This window comes from Vibrio sp. RM-41-2B (assembly GCF_024744415.1).
GTDB lineage: Bacteria > Pseudomonadota > Gammaproteobacteria > Enterobacterales > Vibrionaceae > Vibrio > Vibrio diabolicus.
Genome location: NZ_JAMQWD010000032.1, coordinates 26007 through 49166 on the forward strand (window position 1 = coordinate 26007; position 23160 = coordinate 49166).

Sequence of the window (23160 nt, forward strand, 5' to 3'; positions counted from 1 at the left end):
ACCAAAGCCTTTATCTCGAACATCAATCTTAGGGGGTGACACCCGAGTTTATTCTTCTATCAATAAAATACGAGTTTCGTAAGGTCGTAATACTTGATGGTTTGACGCGACTGCACTCGCTGAGTTTTGATAGTTGGATAGCAAGTTTTTCGCTTTATTCATATCAAAACGCTCTGGCAGAACGCATTCCACCTCTTCAGCGTAGTAGTTGTTGATACACAGCAGCGTTTGTTTGTCGTTCTGGCGAGCGTAAGCAAAAATGCGTTGATGCTCTGGCAATAAATCTTCATAACGGCCATCGGTGATCACCGGAACCTGTTTACGTAGCTCAATCAAACGTTTGTAGAAGTAGAACACCGAGTTCAAATCAGCAACCGCTGCTTCTGCGTTGATTTCAGAGTAATTCTGCGCCACTTCAAGCCACGGTGTGCCTTCGGTAAAACCAGCGTGCTTTTGGCTATTCCATTGCATTGGCGTACGTGAGTTATCACGCGACTTCTGCGCCAAAATCGCCATCATCTCCTCGTGTGATACACCATCGCGGTTAACCATGATGTCGTACATGTTGGTGCTTTCTACGTCGCGGTACTGGCTGATCTCAGTGTAACCTGGGTTGGTCATGCCAATCTCTTCCCCTTGGTAAACATAAGGTGTGCCTTGCATCATGTGTACAGACGCCGCCAACATTTTGGCTGATTCGACGCGGTATTGTTTATCATCGCCTAAGCGGCTGACCACACGAGGTTGGTCGTGGTTACACCAGAACAGCGCCCCCCACCCTTTGCCATTTAAGCCCGTTTGCCAATGGTTGAAGATCTGCTTTAACTGAATGAAATCAAAAGGCGCTTTAGTCCATTTTTCACCATTCGGATAATCCACTTTCAGATGATGGAAGTTGAACACCATGGATAGCTCTTTGCCGTCTAGCGAAGAATATTGCTGGCAGTGCTCTAGTGTGGTGGAAGACATTTCTCCCACCGTCACGCTGCCGTACTTTTGAAACACGGCTTCGCTGATTTCTTGCAGATATTCGTGCACGCGAGGACCATCAGTATAGAAACGGCGGCCATCGCCAATATCATCGCTTGGGAAATCTTGTTGTTTAGAAATCAGGTTGATGACGTCGAGACGGAAACCATCCACGCCTTTGTCTGCCCAGAAGCTGATGACTTCTTTGACTTCTTCACGCACTACTGGGTTTTCCCAGTTCAGATCCGCCTGCTCTTTAGCAAACAGGTGCAAGTAGTACTGGCCTGTTTTTTCATCCAGCGCCCAAGCGTTGCCACCAAACTTTGATTGCCAGTTGTTTGGTTCAGCACCATCTACCGGATCTTTCCAGATGTAGTAATCACGGTAAGGGCTGTTTTTGTCCCCTAACGCCGATTGGAACCACTTGTGTTCTGTCGAAGTATGGTTGACCACGATGTCCATGATGATTCGAATGCCCAACTGATGAGCCTCTGCCAACAGGGTATCGAAATCTTGCATCGTGCCGAACTCGGGGTTGATCGCGTAGTAATCGGAGATGTCATAACCGTTATCAACCATTGGAGACTGATACACTGGCGTCAGCCAAATCGCATCCACACCGAGATGTTTTAGATAATCCAGTTTAGAAATGATCCCTTTAATATCGCCCGTGCCTTTACTGCCGCTGTCACAAAAGCTTTTTGGGTAAATTTGATAAATGGTTGCGGTTTTCCACCAGCTCTCATCATGCTTGGTCATAGCCATTTCTAACACTCACTTACCAGTAATCGGAAACTTAAAATTTGAAAAGAAAAATAGGAGGAGGCAGCCAAGTCACTGCCTCAAATTGAATTACGCGTTTGCCGCCTCAAGCTCACCTTTGGCTTGTGCACGCTTATAAAGAATTAATGTTAATGCGGCAGGTACCACCATCGCGACTAACATCGCCAGAGCAAAGATGCCCCAGAACTGCGGCTGGATAGATAAGATACCCGGCAAGCCGCCCACACCGATACCGTTCGCCATGACGCCCGCACTACCACAGATAGCAGCAGCACATGCACTACCGATCATCGCACTCAACATTGGGAACTTGTATTTCAAGTTGATGCCGTACATCGCCGGCTCTGTTACGCCAAGGTAGGCAGAAATCGCTGCTGGCACTGAGATTTCACGCTCATCCTGCTTTTTACTGATGATAATGATGCCAACCACTGCCGATGCTTGAGCAATGTTCGATAGTGCAATCAAAGGCCAAATCGGCGTGCCACCCAATTCTTGCATCAACTGCAAGTCAACGGCGTTGGTTGTGTGGTGGATACCTGTTATCACAAGTGGCGCGTATAAGAAGCCGAAGATGGTTGAACCAATCATCGCGAAGTCACCCGTCATGGCTACTTTTGCTGCGAAAGCAACGCCGTCACCCAACATACGACCGAATGGGCCAATGATAGAGTGCGCAAGAATCACAGACACAATGATAGAAACAAACGGTACTACTACTAGGTAAAGGTAAGATGGAATGATACGTTTTAAGCGTGTTTCGATAAACGCTAGTGCGATACCTGCTAACATCGCGGGAATCACCTGCGCTTGGTAACCGACTTTCTCAATCGCAAACAACCCAAAGTCCCACACTTCAGGTACTTGCTTACCAATCAGGTAGGCGTTCATTAACTGAGGCGAAACCAATGTCACGCCAAGCGTGATACCCAGAATCGGTGTACCGCCGAGCTTTTTCACGGTCGACCAACACACACCAACGGGTAGGAAGAAGAAAATTGCTTCACCAATTAACCATAGGAATGAATGAACAGTCGCCCAAAACTGACTGATTTCCGTTAGGGTTTGACCATCAAACATCTTGATGTCGCCAATCACATTACGGAAACCAAGAATCAAACCACCAGTAATGATCGCAGGCAACAGTGGTACAAAGATTTCTGCAAGGTGGGAAATACCACGCTCAACGATATTCATGTTTTGGCGAGCAGCATTCTTGGATTCGTCTTTGCTCGCTTCACTTTTACCGCTAAGCTCGATCAGTACTTTGTAAACCTCATCAACTTCAGTGCCGATGACGACTTGGAATTGACCTGCGTTGGTAAAGCAGCCCTTCACCATCGGTAATGCTTCTAACTGTTTCGTGTCTGCTTTGTCCGTATCGTTTAGAACAAAACGCAAGCGAGTTAAACAATGGCTTACACTGGCAATATTGTCCGGCCCCCCGACCAGCTCAATAAGACGCTCCACGTCTTTACGCGCAATCTTACTCATAACTTTGTCCACCCTGTATTGGATACATTCGATTCATCATTTTATTTTTATAAATGGGAACATTCCCACTTCTTGATTTTAATATTGCCATTCAAAGACAAAAAACAAAATGGGAACAGTCCCATTAATTGAGAATGATCACAGTATAATTTTAGAGCAAACCGTTGTAGTGTGGATTAGCGGCAAATAGGTTGTTGAGTGAAGTGAACGACTTCTTCATCGCCATTTAATTGATTAATCAGCATTTTAGCGGACTTTTCCCCCGCAAGGGTATAACCTGGATCGACACTAAATACTTTAGGGAAAAGGAAAGAAAGCAACTCGTTACCACCCACGCCTGTCACGACCACGTCTTCACGACCTAACTCTTGAAGACGCTTGATTACGCCCAATGCAATGGTATCGCTGGCACACACAATGGCTTGCGTGTCTGCTTTCAGAACGTGGTCCACCAGCTGATAAGCACTTTCATGGCTAAGCTTACCGGTTTGGAAGCAAGGCGTAAGTTGCTTGCGCTGACACCAAGCTTTGTAAGCATTTAAACGCGCTAAGCCTGTGGTTTTATCTTCGGGATCAACACCAATATAAGCAATGCGAGATAAAGATTGCTGCTCAAGGTGAGACAAAGCCATGTCTATCACGCCTTGGTTATCATAATTGATGGAAGAGACGTTATCGGTATCCATCGCAATCACCACAATGCGATTGCCCCACTCGGCTAAGGCTTGCTCATCGCACCCAGTAAAGCCAAATACAATCACGCCATCCACATTGCGACGCTTAAGCACACTCAAGTGCTCATTGGTTTTGTCGCGGTCAAACTGACTCTCCATGATCACCGCATCATAACCAGCGGAATACAACGCATTGAGCATTGTACCAACGGCGCGATTTTCTGATGGAGAGTCTAGACGGGAGATGATAACACCAATGACTTTTTGGCTACCGCCACGCATTGATTGCGCAGATTTGGACGGTACATAACCAGATTCACGAATGATTTGCTCTACTTTCTCTCGCGTTTGAGGTTTCACTTTTGGATCGTTAGTAAGCACACGGCTTACTGTTGATTTGCCAACGCCTGCCAATTTCGCGATATCAAGAATGGTGAGTTTTTTGCTCATAAGTGATCAAACTAGAATGGATGAATGCTTAGGTGACTGAACTTTAACAGTAATAAGAGAAAAGGGAAGCAAACGCTTCCCTTAAATATGCGAATTGTGCAGATTATTTCTTTAGATATGCAGGCACGTCAGCAACACTATCAAGCACAACCGTTGCCAATGCTTCACCTTGCTCGGTGATTGGCTTACCTGTGCGAACCAAAATCTTGGTGCCAACGCCCGCTGCTTCTGCTGCCATCATGTCTTCGGCTTTATCACCAATCATCACAGATTTTTCCATGTCGATTTTCAAGAAGTCGCGAGCAGAGATAAACATACCAGGCTTAGGCTTGCGGCAATCACAATCCTGCTTGTAATCCCCAATGCCATGCTCAGGGTGATGTGGACAGTAGTAGATACCATCAAACTCAACACCATGATCAACAAAGTTCCAGTCCATCCATTGAGTCAGAGACAAGAAACGGTCTTCACTGAATTTACCACGTGCGATGCCCGATTGATTCGTCACTAGCACTAAGAGGTAACCTTGATCTTTCAGCGCTTTCGTCGCTTCAAATACACCATCAATGTACTCAAAATCATGTTCGTCATGAACGTAGCCGTGGTCAACGTTTATCACGCCATCACGATCGATAAAAACAGCAGGTTTTGCCAAAACGTATTTCTCTATTAACTCGGTTTAATCAGATTATTACATACCTTATAAACTTCAACACTATCTAATTCATTCTAGGCCTCGACAAAACAGTTGATTTGTTGGGCAAGAATCGGTAATTCTGAGTGGGCTCTCCACTTATCTTCTCCTCGTAACTTACTCCTCATTCTCTTCAAAACAGAACATCTATACATTTAGACGTCTAGACGTAAAAATATCTATTGACTTCATTCTGGTTAACCCATAGCATCAACTGAGAAGTGAGATAAAGCTCAACATTAAGTTCTGTCAAAGGCCGTTTTTGACAGCGAAGTTCCCCGTATCTTTGGGCAGGTTGAAACATGATAGAAATAAAAAACGTTAATAAAGTGTTCTACCAAGGCAGTAAGGAAATCCTTGCCCTGAAAGACATTAACCTACACATCGCCAAGGGCACCATCTTCGGTGTTATCGGTTCATCTGGTGCTGGTAAAAGTACGCTGATCCGCTGCGTAAACATGTTAGAAGCACCAACATCTGGCTCCATCATCGTTGATGGCATTGATTTAACAAAACTCAGCAAAAAGCAGTTGGTCGAAACGCGCCGTAACATCGGCATGATCTTCCAGCATTTTAATCTGCTCTCGTCTCGTACTGTGTTTGATAACGTGGCGCTACCACTGGAACTGGCAGGCAAAGACAAATCGCAAATCACAACAAAAGTCACTGAGTTACTAAAACTTGTTGGCTTAGCCGACAAACACGAAAGCTATCCGTCCAACCTAAGTGGCGGCCAAAAACAACGTGTGGCGATTGCTCGCGCATTGGCATCCGATCCAAGCGTACTACTGTGTGACGAAGCCACTAGCGCACTGGATCCTGCAACAACTCAATCTATCCTTGAGCTATTGAAAGAGATCAACCGCAAACTCAACATCACGATTCTACTGATCACCCACGAAATGGAAGTGGTAAAAAGCATCTGTCACGAAGTGGCGATCATCGGTGGTGGTGAGTTGGTGGAGAAAGGCACCGTTGGCGATATTTTCGCGCACCCTAAAACGGAGCTGGCGCACCAATTCATTCGCTCAACGTTGGATCTATCCATTCCTGAAGATTACCAAGCACGTCTGCAAGCAGAGCGTGTTGAAGGCAGCTACCCATTAGTTCGCTTAGAGTTTACCGGCGCAACCGTCGATGCACCGCTAATGTCGCAAATTTCTCGTAAATACAATATTGATGTGAGTATTTTGAGCTCCGATCTTGATTACGCTGGCGGAGTGAAATTCGGCATGATGGTCGCAGAGCTATATGGTAACGAAGAAGATGACAACGCAGCATTGGAATACCTGCGTAAGCACAACGTAAAAGTAGAGGTACTTGGTTATGTCCTTTAATACAATTTCTGAATGGCTGAGTTTAAACAGCAAACTACTTTTAGGTGCAACGTGGGAAACGCTTTACATGGTTGCGGTTGCCGGATTAGTCGGCTTTGCCGTGGGTATTCCATTAGGCGTAATCCTCCATATTACTAAGAAAGGCGGCCTACTTGAAAACACCAAACTAAATAGCAGCTTAGGCGCTGTCGTTAACATTGGTCGTTCTGTGCCATTCCTCGTCCTGATGGTTGCGATTATTCCAGTGACAAAAATGCTAGTTGGAACCTTTATCGGTACAACCGCAGCAATCGTCCCACTGACTATTGGTGCCATTCCGTTTGTTGCACGTCTTATTGAAGGTGCTTTGTTAGAGGTACCAACAGGCTTGGTGGAAGCGGCACAATCAATGGGGGCGACACCAACACAGATCATCACAAAAGTTCTACTACCTGAAGCAATGCCGACTATTGTTAACTCAGTAACGATCACCTTAGTCACTCTCGTTAGCTACTCGGCCATGGCGGGTACGGTAGGCGGCGGCGGACTCGGCGACGTAGCCATCCGTTACGGTTTCCACCGCTACGATGTAACTATCATGGCTGTGACTGTCGTGATGCTGATTGTTCTAGTACAGATTATTCAGTCTATCGGTGACGCAGTGGTGCGCCGTGTAGACCACAGATAAGCATTGAAAATACAAATTATAAGGAGATAAAGATGAAATTTAGCCTTAAAGGTCTTTTGACTGTAGCAACGGCCGCTTCTGCTCTTGTTCTAGCGGGTTGTGGCGACAAAGAAGTAGACGTAAATAAAGTAAAAGTTGGCGTTATTGCTGGTGCTGAAGCACAAGTTGCCGAAGTTGCAGCTAAAGTAGCAAAAGAAAAGTACAACCTAGACGTTGAATTAGTAACATTTACCGATTACGTAACGCCAAATGCCGCTCTGGATGATGGTTCAGTAGACGCGAATGCGTTCCAACATAAACCATACCTAGATCAACAAGTGAAAGACCGCGGCTACAAACTGGCTATCGCGGGTAACTCATTCGTTTATCCGATTGCTGGTTACTCTAAGCAAGTGAAGTCAATCGATGAAATCCAAGATGGCGCACGCATCGCAGTTCCAAACGATCCAACGAACCTAGGTCGCTCACTACTGCTTCTTGAGCAACAAGGTTTGATTACGCTACGTGATGGCGTTGGTCTACTCGCTACAGTACGTGACATCGTAGGCAACCCTAAAAATATCGAAATCATTGAGTTAGAAGCGCCACAACTTCCACGTTCATTGGATGACGTAACGCTATCTATCATCAACACCACTTACGCAAGCTCTATCGACCTATCGCCAGAGCGTGACGGCGTGTTCGTTGAAGATAAAGACTCACCATACGTAAACCTAATTGTTGCTCGCGAAGAAAATGTTAATGCGCAAAACGTACAAAACTTCGTAAAAGCTTATCAAACGGAAGAAGTTTACGAAGCGGCAAAAGAGCTATTCAAAGGCGGCGTAGTGAAAGGTTGGTAATCCCACTTTTCTAAACCGTACTGAAAATAATAGTCTGAACATAAAAGGGCTGATGTGAAAACATCAGCCCTTTTTATTTCTCTATCTAACCATTTAACTAACCTCAATTAGTTACTTTAGGTGGTCCCAAGAGATATTCGACACGATTCGGCAGTCATCACACTTAAAGTGAAATATGTCATGTAGTGGCTCATCGAGTAGCCACTCTCCACCGCATTTTGGGCACTTGCGCGCTTTCTCGCTCTCCAGCGACTGACCGCCCACGCGATACTGGTAATAGTATGTTGGAACCTTGGTGATGTATTCGATACGACCTCGCAAATCCCAACCTCTGCGGAACAACACGCTGTCTACATCGCAAATCTCGTGCAGCGCCGCATGCTCTGCACGGCACCCGCCAGCCATTTGGATTTCATCGCACGCTTGCCATTCTGTCTGCCATTTGATGACGGCTTTATGGTCACCATTTAGCGTCGGCTCATTGCGATACAAAGGAATCGGCAACAACGTTTCCCCACTGCGCAATGGCGAACACGTATGAACATAAGTCGTGTACAACACTTGCCAGCTAGGTGTCTCTTCTTCGGCCGCTTGTTCTGAATTTAAATCACGGCCAAGCATACGCATTTTCGGTGCAAGCAAAGACGCGTCTGACAAACGGTTCATGCACACTTTGACAAAATCTGAGTGATAACGTGGATGCAAACTGTCTTGCTCTGGGCAAACGACACGAACATAAAACTCGCCATCTCCCATCACTATCGGGAATTCACGGCCTAGTACTTGGCCGTTGTAACGCAACGCATCCATCAAGCCATTAATGGCTTTGTCTACCGCGCTGACGGTGGTGTTATCAAAACACTCAAACTGCAACTCAACAACGTACATATTTAGACAGCGGCCTCTAACTTGCTCAAGAACTCAGCCAATGAATCCGCCAGCACATCGCGTTTAGACGTACCTAAACGCTCTAAAATCACATTACCGGTGAGGTTACAAATAGAGATTACATCCATTTCCTCATCTGTCGCCGCGATAAATACCGTTGGTTTAAGTTTCAGGCGACGTTGCGTCACCAAATGACCAAGAATATTTTCTTGTAGGCGCACAAAATCATCATCGCTCCACACTTGCAGCAGCGTCAACGAATTACCTTGCCAAGTTGCCTCCATATCGGCGCTGTATTGAGAACCATAAAAGGCTTTTACATCATCTTGCAGTGACAACTCAATCGCATTTTCCACATTAGTGAAATCGGCCATTTCATCACGTGCGACCGCTTTCCAAAGCACCTTTCCATCACGCTTCTCTTCGACACAAGGAGAAACAAGATCTGCAAGCTCTTCACTGCTTGGCAACTCATTATATTTAGCTTGCCAAGCTTGTTGGTAGCGCAGGCTGAACTCTTGTAGCGCCTGAGTAACGTTTTGGGTCATGAAGGTCTCCTCATTCCTTATTTATCAGATAGCCGTGTTTGCCGGATGGCAATTGACCAGCGGATTCAGTAAAATTCTCGCCATTCTAATCGAAAACGACCACAAAGTATGAGCAAATATTCTGACGCTAAAGAGCTTGCTGGCCTAACACTAGGTAAAAAGACCGAGTATGCGAACCAATACGACCCAAGCTTGCTGCAACCAGTTCCTCGTAGCCTAAACCGAGATGACCTTCAGTTAGGCGACAGCCTTCCTTTTATGGGCCACGACATTTGGACGCTGTACGAGCTATCTTGGTTAAATAGTAAAGGCTTACCACAAGTGGCCGTTGGCGAAGTATACATTCCAGCCACCAGTGCAAACTTGATTGAGTCGAAGTCTTTCAAACTGTACTTAAACAGCTACAACCAAACCCGTTTTTCAAGCTGGGAAGAAGTTGAAGAGCGTTTAACGCAAGACCTATCTGAATGTGCAGGTGAAAAGGTGTTGGTCGAGGTGAACCCGGTTACTCACTACACCAATCAGCCTATTGTGACAATGGAAGGCGAATGCATTGATGACCAAGACATTGACATCACCAGTTACGATTTTGATGCCGATTTGCTTGAAGGCGCAGCAGGTGAAGAGCAAGTGGAAGAAATCCTACATAGCCATCTATTGAAGTCAAACTGTTTAATCACTAACCAGCCTGACTGGGGCAGTGTAGAAATTCGCTACCAAGGTGCGAAAATAAATCGCGAGAAATTACTGCGTTACTTGGTATCTTTCCGCGAGCACAACGAATTTCACGAACAGTGTGTTGAGCGTATTTTTACTGATCTAATGAAATACTGCCAACCAAGCAAACTGACCGTATTCGCCCGCTACACGCGCCGTGGTGGCTTGGACATCAACCCGTACCGCTCAACGGAACAAGACAAGCCAGATCACAACCACCGCATGGCTCGTCAGTAATCGCGTTAGTGACAGAAATAAGTTCGGTAATCTAAAGGGTTACCGGACGTTTTTATTGTCCAAGCATGTTACTATATCAAATGGCTTCAACCTGCATTTAAGAGGCTTGTTGAGGTCTTTTACCGTTATCCGCCATATCTAAAAACAGTTCGAGGGAACGAAAGGATGTTTTGGGACAGTTCGCGTCTATTCAAGTTGATTGGCTTTCTTTGCTTGCTGTTTGTACAGCCGCTTCACGCGACCATTTTATCGTCCGCGTTACTCAACGAAGCACAACAATTGGCGGAAATAGAGCCATCACAAGCAAAACAAGCGGCAACCAACTACTTGTCACAACGTGAGCTAACGGAACGCAAAGAGAGTGACAGCCCTTCTGCGATGTCTCGTGACGAGACCGATCGTAGCGTTCGCACACCAAGCAGCACCATCGAAGCACACAAGATTATCGCTCAGGCAGACTACGCCATGGGTAACGTTCGTTCGGCTATCGAACACCTAAACAAAGCCGAGCGCTTAGCGCAAGAATATCAATTGCCGTACATGGACTTAGATCTCCAGCTGATGCGCAACCAAATGATTTGGATGTACGACAAAAACTATTCAAAAGCGGAAGATACGCTTAACCAAATTGAGCAGCAACTCGATGAAGCCGATGCGGTATTGCAACGTACCGACAGCGTCCGCTATCGATTAGTGATGCAAAGAGCGCTCCTCGCTTCACATAGTGGCGATCTGATTAAAGCGGAAAGTTTGTATTCTCAAGCCAAAACTATGCTTGAAGACAGCCGATCTGACTTAGCCTTGATCGACTATTACACAGCCGTCGGCGAGTTTTATCTGAATAGCAAGAAATACAATTTGGCTTTGTCGGAACTGCTTTACGGTTATTGGCAATCTATTGAGAGTGACAGTGGCGCAAGGTTAGCAAAAGTTAATCGCCTGTTGGCGAGACTCTTCCAAGAGCGTCGAGTTTACGACAAAGCGATCGAATACTTATCTCAAGCCGCAGACTTCTATGACTCCTACCCTAGCTCTCCCATCCTAGCGGATGTCCTTGAGCAAATGGGTGACATTTATTTTTACCAAGGCAAGTTTAACCTTGCCTTGGTGCACTACTTCAACGTGCTGGACCATGAAAGCACCAGTAAGAACATTAATCGGATCATTAAGATTCGCTTAAGCTTAGCGGCTACCTATCTGCAACTCTACAACTACGCGCTAGCTGAACAATACCTAGACCGTTCTAAAGAGCTTTTAGAATACACTGACATTCCTAAGCTTGAAGCAAAGGCTGCGTTGCTTCAGTCAGGCCTGGCTTATCATCAAAACGACAGTAAAAACGTCATTACCAATGCAAAGCTGGCGTTAGCACTTGCTGAAAAGTCACCTGAAAATAACAACTTCATTAAGCAGCAGTCTTACCGCTTACTCGGGCTTGGTTACGAGCAGGCAGGCGAATACCAACTTTCTCTGCAGGCTTATAAGAAATACACCAACCTTGTGCGTTTAGAGCAAAAACAGCTCAACCAAATCAGTGAGGATGCATTCCGCCAACAAAAAGAGTTTGCTGAACAAACCATCCACTATATCGGCCAATCGGAACGCCTTGAGCAAGTGGAAAGGGAACACCGCAAATTCCAGAAAATCTCATTCGCATTGTTTATTACTGTGTTGGTGATGTTTTTGTTCATTATGCGCCGCGGCGTGATCATGCAGCGCCAAGCAAGTGAAATCGAAAAACTGCGTAATGATCTCTTCACTCACTCTCGTTCCCGTTTACGTAACTTGCGTATGCTGAACGTAAAGCTGTCTCGCTCATTGAAAAAGTCGAGCGAAACTTTCGAGCAATGGCAAATGGGCGAATTGATCCACGAGCCACTTAACGATCGCCTGCGCTTTGTCATGATCGACTTGCCATTCCTACGAAGCATGTACGTCCACAACGGTTATAAAGCAGGTCTAGAGCTGGAGCGCGCATTTGGCGACTTTCTAGCGGAAAAGATAGAAAAGCCATCGCGTCTTTACCATTTCTCAGATGCAAACCTACTCTATATCGAGCCGAACGCTGACCGTGATGCATCTGCCGAAGTCATGTTCGAGAAATTCCAGACTTGGGTGGATGAGTTCGCTCAGCAGCACAACGTCAACCGCATTATTCGCATGGGCATCAGCGATTATCCGTTCTTACCACGAGCCTACACTGCAATTAACGACGAGGAATTACTCGATCTGTTGCTGCTTGCGACTCACATTGCGCGAGAAGTCAGCTTGAAGGATAAGCAAAGCCACTGGGTTTTCTTGAAAGCCATCGATAACGCACCCGCCGCGAGCTTTGCAACGGGTAACATAAGAACCGCCTGTCAGCATGCCATTAGCCAAGGCCTGATTAAGATCCATTCGTCCTACAAGAATGAGGACGACATCAAGAAAATATTAAAAAATGGATAATTAAACGCCTGTTAGACATAATAACTAATGACGCTATAACGTTTTTTGTTATTATCGGATAATTGTCAGTAGTACATGGACTTAACCGTAGTCACTTCATGGGAATCTTGGAATCCGATATTCAGTCGCAGCTTCATCAGCTGAGTTGTCAACTTGACCAACTCAGACTGACACATCGTGATACTTCACTCAAATTCAAACGTGAACAACAAGTTCTTAAACGCGTTGTGGCATCATTGTCTTCAGCTTGCCAGGGTTCGAATACCCAGGTATCCAATTACCTGTTTGAAATCCAACAAGAGCTGCAACATCAAAAAGATATCAGTACTCTTATCCCACGTTTAGCGGTATTAGAAAGAATGCTCAAACAGCAGTCGAAGACGATGGACAAACAGAACGGCTACCTAGACGAACAAATCAAACACAGTGGTGAAACACTCCAACGTGTCACAGGTTTACCTGCGCAGTTAAAACGTGAACTACGGAACTTAATGAATTTCTCAGAAGCTCATGCCAGCAATAAAGCCGATCAAGCCACTAAGCTACTGAGCATTTACGAACGCGCTCTGAAAATCATCACTTCCAACTCGCGTTTGCATCTCAGTGAGTTTGAGAATAATCCTGATAAGTCTCAACTTGAGTGCTTAGCCAGCGATCTACAACATACCATCACCGAGCTGGATTTTGAGGGAGAAACGGGAGATCGATTGCTCGATATTCGGGCTAAGCTGCTTCTTGGCGTGAGTGCAGAGTCTCTCATTGAGCTTACGCTCTCAACGCTGAAATTGGTTGTCGAAGCAACCAAGTTTGAGCGCGAAGCGTCTAGCCAATTCCTTGATCAGCTGAACACTTCTCTCGCAAATAACCTAAAAACCGTTCATCAGAACGTCGACCAACATCATACCTACTTTGAGCACCGCCAAGAGCTCAACACAGAAATGAACAGTCTGGTTGAATTGAGTCAACTTTCGCTCGACCAAGCTCAAGATCTAGCGGATGTAAAAAAAGAAATCGCCCCGTTACTTGCGAAAATGGCGTCGCTGACAGAGCGACTTAAAATGACGGAAGAACGAGAACAAGCGCTGCAAGAGCGTTTGAATTACAGTAAGAACCAGCTCGAAGCCGTGTTTGAAACCACCCAAGATCATCGTCGACGCTTAGATGACCAAGCTCAGCGCATGTTGCTAGACCCTCTGACTAAAGTCTATAACCGCACCGCATTTAATGACCGACTAGAGCTAGAGTATCGCCGTTGGATTCGCTCTCAACAGAACCTGCGTGTAGTGTTGTTTGACGTTGATAACTTCAAAGCGGTGAATGACAGCTATGGCTATACGGCTGGTGATAAAGCGTTGAAGATCATCGCTCGCACCATTAATAAACGCGTATCAGAAACTGAAACGGTAGCTCGCTTTGGTGGTGAAGAGTTTATTTTACTCGTTCCAGAACAATCTGAAGAATACACACTGGATCTCATTAAACATATCCAGCGTGATATTAGCCAATTACCATTTAAGTTTCGTGAGCAAAATATCATGATCACCCTAGCGGCTGTGTCGACCTCTTTTAAAGAGTCCGATACGCCAGAGTATGTACTCGATCGACTCGGCAAGATGCTTGCGGACGCTAAAAAACGTGGAACAAATCAACTTAACTGGAGCTAGATTTCGTACAAAAAGCGAACAAACAAACCAGAATTGGCGAAATTTACGCTTTATAACCACCCATTTTCAACGAGTTATCACATTTCTTCCCTTTCAGTCTGCTAAGCTGTAAAAACCCAAGTCACTTCAAGATGATGCATTTACAGAACGCGAATGTACCATCTTGAGGTTGCTTGGGAGTCAATAACCATAAAACCAAATCGGCCAACTGCCTTTCATCAAACCATACGTATAACCCAAAAAGGTGAGTTGGTACTTTCCCTCAAAATAATGCAACACAAGGAGGCGTTATGATTACCCATATAAGCCCCGCTGGTAGCATGGACTTGCTATCTCAATTAGAAGTAGAGCGCTTAAAAAACACGGCCTCGAGTGAACTTTATCAACTGTACCGCAACTGCACGTTAGCGGTGTTGAACTCCGGCAGTCATACCGATAACTCGAAAGAGCTGCTCGATAAACACCAGTCGTTTGATGTCAACGTAGTGCGCCGCGAGCGTGGTATTAAGCTTGAGCTGACTAACCCACCTGAGCACGCCTTTGTCGATGGCGAGATAATTAAAGGTATCCAAGAGCATCTGTTCTCCGTGTTACGCGATATTGTTTATGTCAATATGCATTTAGCAGACGCACAACGACTCAACCTGACGAACCCGATTCACATCACTAACCTCGTGTTCGGTATTCTGCGTAATGCCAGAGCACTCACACCAGGTATCGAGCCAAACCTCGTCGTGTGTTGGGGTGGTCACTCTATCAATGGCGTGGAATATCAATACACACGTGAAGTCGGTAACGAGCTTGGCTTGCGTGAACTTAATATCTGCACGGGTTGTGGCCCTGGTGCGATGGAAGGGCCAATGAAAGGTGCCGCTATCGGACATGCGAAGCAGCGTTATACTCAGCAACGTTATCTTGGTTTAACCGAACCTTCGATTATTGCAGCCGAGCCACCAAACCCAATCGTGAATGAGCTGGTTATCATGCCGGACATCGAAAAGCGTTTGGAAGCCTTTGTACGTATGGCGCATGGCATTGTGATTTTCCCTGGTGGTCCGGGCACTGCAGAAGAGTTGCTGTATATTCTTGGCATTATGATGCACCCAGACAACGCCGATCAGCCAATGCCTATCGTGTTAACTGGACCAAAAGAGAGTGAAGAGTACTTCCGCTCTATCGACGATTTTGTTCGCGATACACTTGGCGAAGAAGGTCAAAAGCATTACGAGATCGTCATTGACGATCCGGCAGAAGTGGCACGTATCATGAAGCGCTCCATGGACTCTGTACGCCTTCACCGAAAAGAAAAAGGCGATGCTTATAGCTTTAACTGGTCATTAAAAATCGAGCCTAACTTCCAGTTACCATTCGATCCAACTCATGAGTCGATGGAGCAATTGGATTTAAGCTTAGATCAAGAACCTCAAGTCTTAGCGGCCAACCTGCGTCAAGCCTTCTCCGGTATCGTGGCTGGTAACGTAAAAGCCGAAGGCATTCGAGAAATCGAACGTCGAGGCCCTTTCACTATTCACGGTGATCCTGTGCTAATGAAAAAGCTCGATAAGTTACTACAAGACTTTGTCGAACAACACCGAATGAAATTGCCTGGCGGTTCAGACTACGAACCGTGTTATCGTATCGCTCACCCAGAAATTGGTGGTCGATAGTCAGGCTAGCATTCGTTACACTAGGGGCATTACGCCCCTTTTTTATTGCTAAGTCATTATGTCTATTCATCTTGTTATTATTGATGCCCTAAACCTGATCCGCCGTGTGCACTCTGCACAACCGGATCCAACCGACATAGCAAGAACCATCACCACGACACAAAGAACCCTCACTCGCATTCTGTCAGAAGCCAACCCGACACACATCATCGCGGTTTTCGATCACCATGAACAAGACAGAGGGTGGCGAGCTGAGATTCTCCCAGACTATAAGCAAAATCGAAAACCAATGCCGGAACCACTGATGCAAGGTCTAGATGCGATTCAGCAAGCATGGTGGGAACAAGGTATTGATTCATTGCTTTCTGAAGGCGATGAAGCGGACGACTTGGTTGCTACTCTCGCGACGAAAGTGGCCAGTCATGGTGAAAAAGTCACCATCGTTTCTACGGATAAAGGCTACTGTCAGCTGCTTTCTCCTACCCTACAGATCCGTGATTACTTCCAACATCGTTGGTTAGATGAACCGTTTATCGAAAAAGAGTTCGGCGTAAAACCGAGCCAACTGGCCGATTATTGGGGGTTAACGGGGATCAGCTCTAGCCAAGTGCCGGGGGTTCCGGGCATTGGACCAAAAGCGGCGAAAGAGATTCTTACTCAGTTTGAGAATATTGAAGCAGCCTACGCCAGTGAAGACCTCGCACCGAAATACCGTAAAAAATTAGACGAGCACATTGAGTCTGCACGCTTATGTAAACGCGTCGCGGCTTTAAAGTGCGACATTGAACTCGGCTTTAACTTACAGGACATTCGCTTTACAGGACCAAATAAAGCGGAATAGTGTCTGATGATGGTTTCAAACCATAAAGCTCTCAGACAATAAAAAAAAGCGCCATTTGAAGGCGCTTTTTTCTATTCTCGGGACTATCCCCAAATGACTAGGAGATAGAATTAGTACGGCGAAATGTTCGATAGACACTGGATATGAATCGTGATTTCTTCACGATCATGATACAAATGCTTAGCTTGTAGTCTGAACTTTACCTTATTATCAATCAGGAACTGCTTCAGGTTTTCAAGGTCTTGCAGCACCTCGTCATAGCGGCCTTTCATTGGCAGCTTAAGGTTAAAGATTGCCTCTTTCGCCCAACCTTTTAACAGCCACTGGCCCATAAGGTGAGCAACACGAGCTGGCTTTTCTACCATGTCACAAACAATCCATGTTACGTTCTTACGGTCTGGTTCGAATTTAAAACCATCCACCATATGATGCTTGATCTGGCCGGTTTCCATCAAGCTGTCTGCCATCATGCCGTTATCGACACAGTGAACGAACATCGAGCGCTTCACCAGTTGGTACGTCCAACCGCCTGGACATGCCCCTAAATCGACCCCCCACATTCCTGGAGCCAAACGCTCATCCCACTCTTCACGTGGAATAAAGACGTGAAATGCTTCTTCCAGTTTAAGCGTTGAACGACTTGGGGCGTCTGTTGGGAACTTAAGGCGAGGAATACCCATGAAGAACTGAGAGTTATTGTCTGTGTAAGAATAGCCGACATAACAGTGGCCAGGCTCCACAAAACAAATGTGCAGTACTGGCTTCTTCGCGTTGTCTTTGTTCAACATTAGACCTTTACCGCGCAACGCTTGACGCATTGGGACAGTAAATTTACGGCAGAATTTCAGTAGCTCTTTCGCTTCATTCGTATCCGGAGTTTCAATTCTCAAATCCCCACAGCGAGGAAACGCTTCAATGTCTGCTAGCTCATTCAAAATTGGGCTAATGCGGTCATCACTTGGCAGCGATTGAAACTCAGCCGCTACCGCAAACATTTGGCGAGCGAAGATTAACGACTTAAAGTCCAAACCTCTCGCAAGTTTGTCCGCATCTCCATCTTGGTAACACTCGAAGACAACATAACCTGAGTTTCTCTTCACACGAGGGAAGCCATACACTTCCAACTGTGTCGCTTTGTCCTGAATTTCACCAGCACACTCTTTCTCAAAGCCAGAACGGCAATAGAGCATTAGTTGTTTCACTTGGAGACCTCTTTGATATTGAACGCAGCAAAAAAGAACAGACACCAAGCAATCATGAACAGCAATCCTCCCATTGGAGTAATCGGCCCAAACCACTTAATGCCTGTCAGCGCCAGTGCGTAAAGACTGCCGCTAAAACAAAAGATGCCGATGATAAAGCAAATCGCTGCAATGAAAAAATATTTTTGTGCTTTTTGTCCCAAATTCAATAGCAATAAAACCGCACAAAACACAATCGCCAGCGTGTGAATAAATTGGTACAACACTCCGGTCTCAAATACGCCAAGCAAATACGGAGCCAGCTGAGCTTTTAGCCCATGTGCAGCAAAGGCACCTAGAGCGACAGAAACCAGCCCAGACAGACCAGAAAATGAGAGTAACCACTTACTTTTCACGGTACACCCCTTTGATAAACGCCGCTAACTGCTCTACCGCGAGCTCGATGTTACCCGCCTCGGTATGGCCTGAGCTCTTGCGCGGTTTAAAGCTGTGGTCACCATCGGGTAAAAAACTCACCTTAACTTGCGATGAAAGGACAAAGTCATCGAACTCCTCACGCTTACCAAAGGTGTCTCGCTCCCCTTGTAGAATCAGCGTAGGTTTCTCAATAGTTGCTAAGTGCTCGCCTTTGTATTTCTCTGGTTTTCCCGGTGGGTGAAATGGAAACCCTAAACAGGCAATGCCCGCCACCAGCTCATTTTCAGCCAGTAAACTCGACATACGACCGCCCATTGACTTACCACCAATAACCACGGGAGAAGAAGTAAAGTGAGCGATCACTTCGCTGTATGCTTCGAGCAACTTTGGTGCGCGATCGGGCGGACGCTTTTTGCCATCTTCCGAACGTTTCACCATGTAAGGGAAATTAAAACGCACTACACGAATACCTTGCTCCACTAATCCTTTGGCGACAGCTGTCATGAAGTCATGCTCCATCCCCGCACCTGCGCCGTGAGCAAAAATAAACAGCGGTCCGTTTTCAGGTCCCTCAGCTATCCAGTGATTCATCCAATACTTCCTCTTGTTCTTTTCTCGCGGTTGCTAACATCCAGTCTCTAAACGTTGCGATTCGGCCCATATCTGCCTGCTGTTCATGACACACCACATAGAATGCATTCTTAGATATCAACACCTCGTCGAATGGTGCAATGAGTCGTCCGGCTTCCATTTCAGGTTTGGCGAGTACGTTGTTACCGAGCGCGACCCCCTGACCGTGCGCAGCAGCCTGTAGCACCATCGTTGAGTGACTAAAAATAGGACCGTGGTTTACGTTGATGCCTTCAATGTTGTAATGACGAGCAAACTGCTTCCAGTCTTTACGCGAAGTATCGTGTAACAAAGTATGTAATTTGAGGTCACTTAAAGATTCTAATGGTTTGTTACCCAAAAGTAATGAAGGTGAACAAAGTGGGATCAAAAACTCTTGGTACAATTTATCTGCTCGCAAACCTGGCCAGTTCCCACGGCCATAGTAGATCGCCACATCAACATCATCAGTCAGTGAGCCTTCATCCATATCTACGGCTTTAATACGTACATCGATATCGGGCTCTTGAGCATTAAAATCGGCCAAACGAGGTACAAGCCATTGGATAGCAAAACTCGGCGGTAGGCTAATCGTCAAGGCCCCTTTTTCGCTACGTTCCAACACCTTATCTGTCGCTTCCGCAATCGAGGTGAAAATATCTTTGATATCGAGAAAGTAACTTTGGCCTTCTTCTGTTAACAACAAAGAACGATTACGTCGACGGAAGAGCTTCAATGATAAGAACTCTTCAAGCGCTTTAATCTGGTGACTGACCGCGGCTTGAGTAACAAATAACTCTTCTGCTGCTCGTGTAAAACTGAGATGACGAGCAGCCGCTTCGAAGACTCGAAGCGAATTTAATGGAGGCAATCTGCGAGACATATGGGACCTCTAATAGGATTAGTTTTTTTAATCTGAAACATTATAAAATGTCCGTTGTCGAACAGCCAGATAAATTCTATATTTCACCCCGCAACACGGGCCTGAACGGCTTGATTTCTTTGGAAATCAATTGGCTTCGTTGTTGCGATGTTGTGTTTGCAAACTCGTATTTCGAGTTAGGTAGATTTCTACCATAATGTTTTGTCCACACTCCCTGTGACAAAACATATACTTCCTGTATTTATTTTTGACCTGTCTGTCAAATTTGTTACACCGCCTAAATTAGGCGGTGTTTTTTTATCTATCAAAAATCTCATCCGCATATCTGGCAGCAATATCACTTTATTACTCTTCTTTCGGATTAATTATCGTTATATCAACACAAAGTGTATGGCTTTGCGATAAGCCTCAACATTATGCTAAGTAATGGTTGTCTGTAACGCGATCAAAAACAAAAAAGGCGCAAATTGATGTCTCAATTTGCGCCTTTTAACGTATTTTATCAGTCAGCTATGGACGGTAAACTTTTACGTTGCTGAAGCCTTGCTCTTGCAAGTAAAGCGCTTGCAGACGGCTCATCACACCGCGGTCACAGTAAAGTAGGTATGTCTTAGACAGGTCTAAGTCACCAAACTGTGTACCCAGCTTGTAGAAAGGGATATGTTTCACATCCACACCTTCGATTTCGAGTGGGTTATCGTCTTCCTCTTCAGGACTACGAATATCTAGCACAACCGCGTGCTCTTCTACCGCTTGAACTTGCTCTACTTCTGGTGCAGCTTGCTCAGACTCTTTCGCAATATCACGAATGTCCATCATGCGAGCTTCTTGAACCACTTGCTCAAGGATACTAAAGTCGAATTTCTCTTCTTCAGCTTCTAGCTTGCCTTTCACCGCTTTCACGGTTGGCTTCTTAGAGATAACACCACAGTATTCTGGCATTGTCTTCGCGAAATCTTCTGTGCCGATTTCACGTGCTAGATTGATGATGTCTTCTTTATCCCAGTTGATAAGTGGACGCAGAATCAGCGTGTCAGTTACGTTATCGATGTGGCGTAGATTGGTTAGCGTTTGGCTCGATACTTGACCTAGTGCTTCACCTGTTACCAATGCTTCGATCTTCATCTTCTGAGCGATCATGCCTGCTGCACGCATAAACATACGCTTCAAGATCACGCCCATTTGGCCGTCATCGACTTTCTCTAGGATTTCCGCAACCACAGGCTCGAAATCAACTGAGATAAAACGTACTTTTGCTGAAGAACCGTATTTGTTCCATAGGTAGTGAGAAACCTGCTTAACGCCGATTTCGTGTGCTGGACCACCTAAGTTAAAGAAGCAGTAATGTACTTTTGAACCACGCTTGATATGAAGATAGCTTGAAACACCAGAATCGAAACCACCCGAGATCAGGCTTAACACGTCTTCTTGCGTACCCAGAGGGAAACCACCTAGGCCTTTATGACGAGACAATACTTGGTTTAGCTTGTCGTTCGAGACTTCTACCTTGATCGTCACGTCTGGGTTTCGTAGCTTAACACTAGCGCTTTCAATCGCTTGATTTAAACCACCGCCTACATAACGCTCTAGTTCAATGGAGGTAAAGTCATGCTTGCCACGACGCTTCGCACGTACAACAAAGGTTTTATTTTCGAGTGCAGCACGGTTGAGTTCTAGCACTTGCTCGAAGATATCGTGCAAGTCTTTAAATTCAGTTTGCTTCACTTCCAGTACGTGGTGAATGCCTGGTGTATGAGTCAAAACCTCAAGAACTTCAGCGTGGAATTCGTTACTCTCAGAGGTCACTTCAATGTGATCACGACGGTTAAATACCGCGACAGACTCCGTGCGGCTCTTAATGATGTTACGAATGTTGCACTCTAAAATCTTTGTGAAGCGCTTACGCACAGATTCACTTTTTACAAAAATTTCTGGATGGGGCTTTACAATAAATTTCATAGTCTAATTCGCAGGTTAGTTTCGCAATCAACAAAGAGTGACACTCAACTTCAATACTTCATACGCAGTAAAACCGCGTTTCAGTCACAAAAAGTAGTCTGAGCTCACTTTTAAGGCGCAAGATTATACACCCAAGCGGATTGGAAAAACAAAAAAAGCGAGCAATCTGCTCGCTTTCTTATCTCTTTACTGACTTAAAATTAAAGCCTAGTTATTGAATTACCGGCACTTCTTCACTGTAGAGAGGCTCGCCTTGCATAATGCTGATTTCAACCCGTCGGTTAAGCGCGCGATTTTCATCAGAATCATTCGGTAACAAGGGTTCCGTATCCGCCATGCCTCGTACTCTTAAACGTTGATGAGAGAAGCCTCTCACTTTCTCCATCTCTTGCGCGACTGATACTGCACGCTGAGAAGAGAGATCCCAGTTAGAACGATAAAGTTCCGAGTCTAGCGGTCGATTGTCTGTATGGCCAGATACTCGAACAATGCCTGGCACGTCTTTTACTAGCTCTGCAATCTGACGAACTAAAGGACGAAACTTAGGCTGCAAGAAGGCCGAACCTTCTGGGAATGCACCTTTTTCACGCATACGTATAACAATCTGCTGACCGAGGTTTTCAACTTCAATGGCGCCTTGTTCAATCTCTCGCTCTAAGGCTTTCTTGATGCTTTCCATCAAGGTTTCCATCTCTTGCGACATCTCTTTAGATTGCTGTTGCTGCATGTCCGCTTCGGCAGATTCATTGTTTTGAGTTGACGTTTCTGGCGATTGCCCACCCGTTAACTTGCCTTCATCACGTTTTGTGCCACCAGCTCGATCAGACTCCCCTTCATGAAATTCGAGCGTCTGCTGAGTGATGTCCATGGTTTGCTGCATGATGACATCAATCGGAGTTGGTTCCGGCCGACCCGGTCGAAACTCTTGGGCAATAATGCTAGTACCTTTGGGAATGTCTTTCACTTCAAGCTGATTTTGCACACCGAAGGCAAATTTCATTGATCCTGCAATTTGTTTGAACTTCAGTACATCCATCTCAGAAAACGAGAGCAGAAGAACAAAGAAACACATCAGTAGCGACATCAAATCTGCAAATGTCCCCATCCATAACGGGAGGCCAGGTGGCGGACAATCGCATTTGTTATCTTCATCATCCATCACGACTCTCC

The 23160-nt window shown here is 45.7% G+C and carries 20 protein-coding genes; 8 read left to right on the forward strand and 12 right to left on the reverse strand.

Annotated features, from left to right (window positions below):
- Positions 1 to 48: 48 nt before the first annotated feature.
- The 4 genes from treC to gmhB all read right to left on the reverse strand — a co-directional run bounded on the left by treC (position 49) and on the right by gmhB (position 5025).
- Positions 49 to 1734 (reverse strand): alpha,alpha-phosphotrehalase, encoded by a 1686-nt coding sequence (gene treC, locus NB463_RS16295; RefSeq protein WP_258431794.1) that lies wholly within the window; start codon positions 1732 to 1734, stop codon positions 49 to 51.
- An 87-nt stretch (positions 1735 to 1821) separates the two neighbouring features.
- Complete coding sequence (gene treB / locus NB463_RS16300; RefSeq protein ID WP_258431795.1) at positions 1822 to 3246, reverse strand: PTS trehalose transporter subunit IIBC; 1425 nt, start codon at positions 3244 to 3246, stop codon at positions 1822 to 1824.
- Positions 3247 to 3422: 176 nt separating this feature from the next.
- Positions 3423 to 4370 carry a trehalose operon repressor TreR gene (treR, locus tag NB463_RS16305; protein WP_006743211.1) on the reverse strand — a complete coding sequence of 316 codons (948 nt, stop codon included), beginning with the start codon at positions 4368 to 4370 and terminating at the stop codon, positions 3423 to 3425.
- A gap of 103 nt (positions 4371 to 4473) precedes the next feature.
- Positions 4474 to 5025: a D-glycero-beta-D-manno-heptose 1,7-bisphosphate 7-phosphatase gene (gene gmhB / locus NB463_RS16310; RefSeq protein WP_005391350.1), complete on the reverse strand. Its 552-nt coding sequence runs from the start codon at positions 5023 to 5025 to the stop codon at positions 4474 to 4476.
- Between the two features lie 341 nt (positions 5026 to 5366).
- Here gmhB and metN point away from each other — a divergent pair, with 341 nt between their 5' ends.
- The 3 genes from metN to NB463_RS16325 are packed head-to-tail and all read left to right on the forward strand — an operon-like array spanning position 5367 to position 7910.
- Positions 5367 to 6401 carry a methionine ABC transporter ATP-binding protein MetN gene (metN, locus tag NB463_RS16315; protein WP_258431796.1) on the forward strand — a complete coding sequence of 345 codons (1035 nt, stop codon included), beginning with the start codon at positions 5367 to 5369 and terminating at the stop codon, positions 6399 to 6401.
- Complete coding sequence (locus NB463_RS16320; protein WP_005391355.1) at positions 6391 to 7068, forward strand: methionine ABC transporter permease; 678 nt, start codon at positions 6391 to 6393, stop codon at positions 7066 to 7068. The genes metN and NB463_RS16320 overlap by 11 nt, the downstream gene beginning before the upstream one ends.
- A 32-nt stretch (positions 7069 to 7100) precedes the next feature.
- On the forward strand, positions 7101 to 7910 hold the full coding sequence (locus NB463_RS16325; protein WP_005391357.1) for a MetQ/NlpA family lipoprotein: 810 nt from the start codon (positions 7101 to 7103) through the stop codon (positions 7908 to 7910).
- A 111-nt stretch (positions 7911 to 8021) separates the two neighbouring features.
- Here the strand turns inward: NB463_RS16325 and NB463_RS16330 are convergent, their stop codons facing one another.
- Both NB463_RS16330 and syd read right to left on the reverse strand, forming a co-directional pair.
- Positions 8022 to 8798, reverse strand: coding sequence for a Zn-ribbon-containing protein (locus tag NB463_RS16330; protein WP_048626099.1), 777 nt, complete (start codon positions 8796 to 8798; stop codon positions 8022 to 8024).
- Between the two features lie 2 nt (positions 8799 to 8800).
- A complete protein-coding gene (gene syd, locus NB463_RS16335; protein ID WP_053808745.1) occupies positions 8801 to 9346 on the reverse strand; it encodes a SecY-interacting protein in 546 nt (181 codons plus the stop codon).
- A gap of 108 nt (positions 9347 to 9454) precedes the next feature.
- Between syd and queF the strand changes: the two genes are divergently transcribed.
- The 5 genes from queF (at position 9455) to xni (ending at position 16920) form a co-directional block, all read left to right on the forward strand.
- Positions 9455 to 10300, forward strand: coding sequence for an NADPH-dependent 7-cyano-7-deazaguanine reductase QueF (queF, locus tag NB463_RS16340; RefSeq protein WP_199803771.1), 846 nt, complete (start codon positions 9455 to 9457; stop codon positions 10298 to 10300).
- Between the two features lie 165 nt (positions 10301 to 10465).
- Positions 10466 to 12748 carry a tetratricopeptide repeat protein gene (locus NB463_RS16345; protein WP_005391368.1) on the forward strand — a complete coding sequence of 761 codons (2283 nt, stop codon included), beginning with the start codon at positions 10466 to 10468 and terminating at the stop codon, positions 12746 to 12748.
- A 98-nt stretch (positions 12749 to 12846) separates the two neighbouring features.
- A complete protein-coding gene (locus NB463_RS16350) occupies positions 12847 to 14412 on the forward strand; it encodes a GGDEF domain-containing protein (RefSeq protein ID WP_258431797.1) in 1566 nt (521 codons plus the stop codon).
- 290 nt (positions 14413 to 14702) lie between these two features.
- Positions 14703 to 16079, forward strand: a complete 1377-nt coding sequence (gene ppnN / locus NB463_RS16355; protein ID WP_104971356.1) for a nucleotide 5'-monophosphate nucleosidase PpnN — start codon at positions 14703 to 14705, stop codon at positions 16077 to 16079.
- 58 nt (positions 16080 to 16137) lie between these two features.
- Positions 16138 to 16920, forward strand: a complete 783-nt coding sequence (gene xni, locus NB463_RS16360; RefSeq protein ID WP_005391374.1) for a flap endonuclease Xni — start codon at positions 16138 to 16140, stop codon at positions 16918 to 16920.
- Between the two features lie 110 nt (positions 16921 to 17030).
- On the opposite strand, the gene rlmM is transcribed toward xni, so the two are convergent.
- The 6 genes from rlmM to NB463_RS16390 form a co-directional block, all read right to left on the reverse strand.
- The gene (gene rlmM / locus NB463_RS16365; RefSeq protein WP_161442836.1) at positions 17031 to 18122 is read right to left on the reverse strand and encodes a 23S rRNA (cytidine(2498)-2'-O)-methyltransferase RlmM; all 1092 of its coding nucleotides are present in this window, start codon (positions 18120 to 18122) and stop codon (positions 17031 to 17033) included.
- A complete protein-coding gene (locus tag NB463_RS16370) occupies positions 18119 to 18517 on the reverse strand; it encodes a DUF423 domain-containing protein (protein WP_161442838.1) in 399 nt (132 codons plus the stop codon). The genes rlmM and NB463_RS16370 overlap by 4 nt, the downstream gene beginning before the upstream one ends.
- Entirely contained in the window at positions 18507 to 19130 is a 624-nt protein-coding gene (locus NB463_RS16375) for an alpha/beta fold hydrolase (RefSeq protein WP_258431799.1), read from the reverse strand. The genes NB463_RS16370 and NB463_RS16375 overlap by 11 nt, the downstream gene beginning before the upstream one ends.
- Complete coding sequence (locus NB463_RS16380; protein ID WP_005383616.1) at positions 19111 to 20031, reverse strand: transcriptional regulator GcvA; 921 nt, start codon at positions 20029 to 20031, stop codon at positions 19111 to 19113. Before NB463_RS16380 ends, NB463_RS16375 begins: the two co-directional genes overlap by 20 nt.
- Before the next feature lie 510 nt (positions 20032 to 20541).
- A complete protein-coding gene (gene thiI / locus NB463_RS16385; RefSeq protein WP_258431800.1) occupies positions 20542 to 21990 on the reverse strand; it encodes a tRNA uracil 4-sulfurtransferase ThiI in 1449 nt (482 codons plus the stop codon).
- A gap of 211 nt (positions 21991 to 22201) precedes the next feature.
- The gene (locus NB463_RS16390) at positions 22202 to 23149 is read right to left on the reverse strand and encodes a flagellar motor protein MotB (protein ID WP_042521210.1); all 948 of its coding nucleotides are present in this window, start codon (positions 23147 to 23149) and stop codon (positions 22202 to 22204) included.
- Positions 23150 to 23160: the final 11 nt, after the last annotated feature.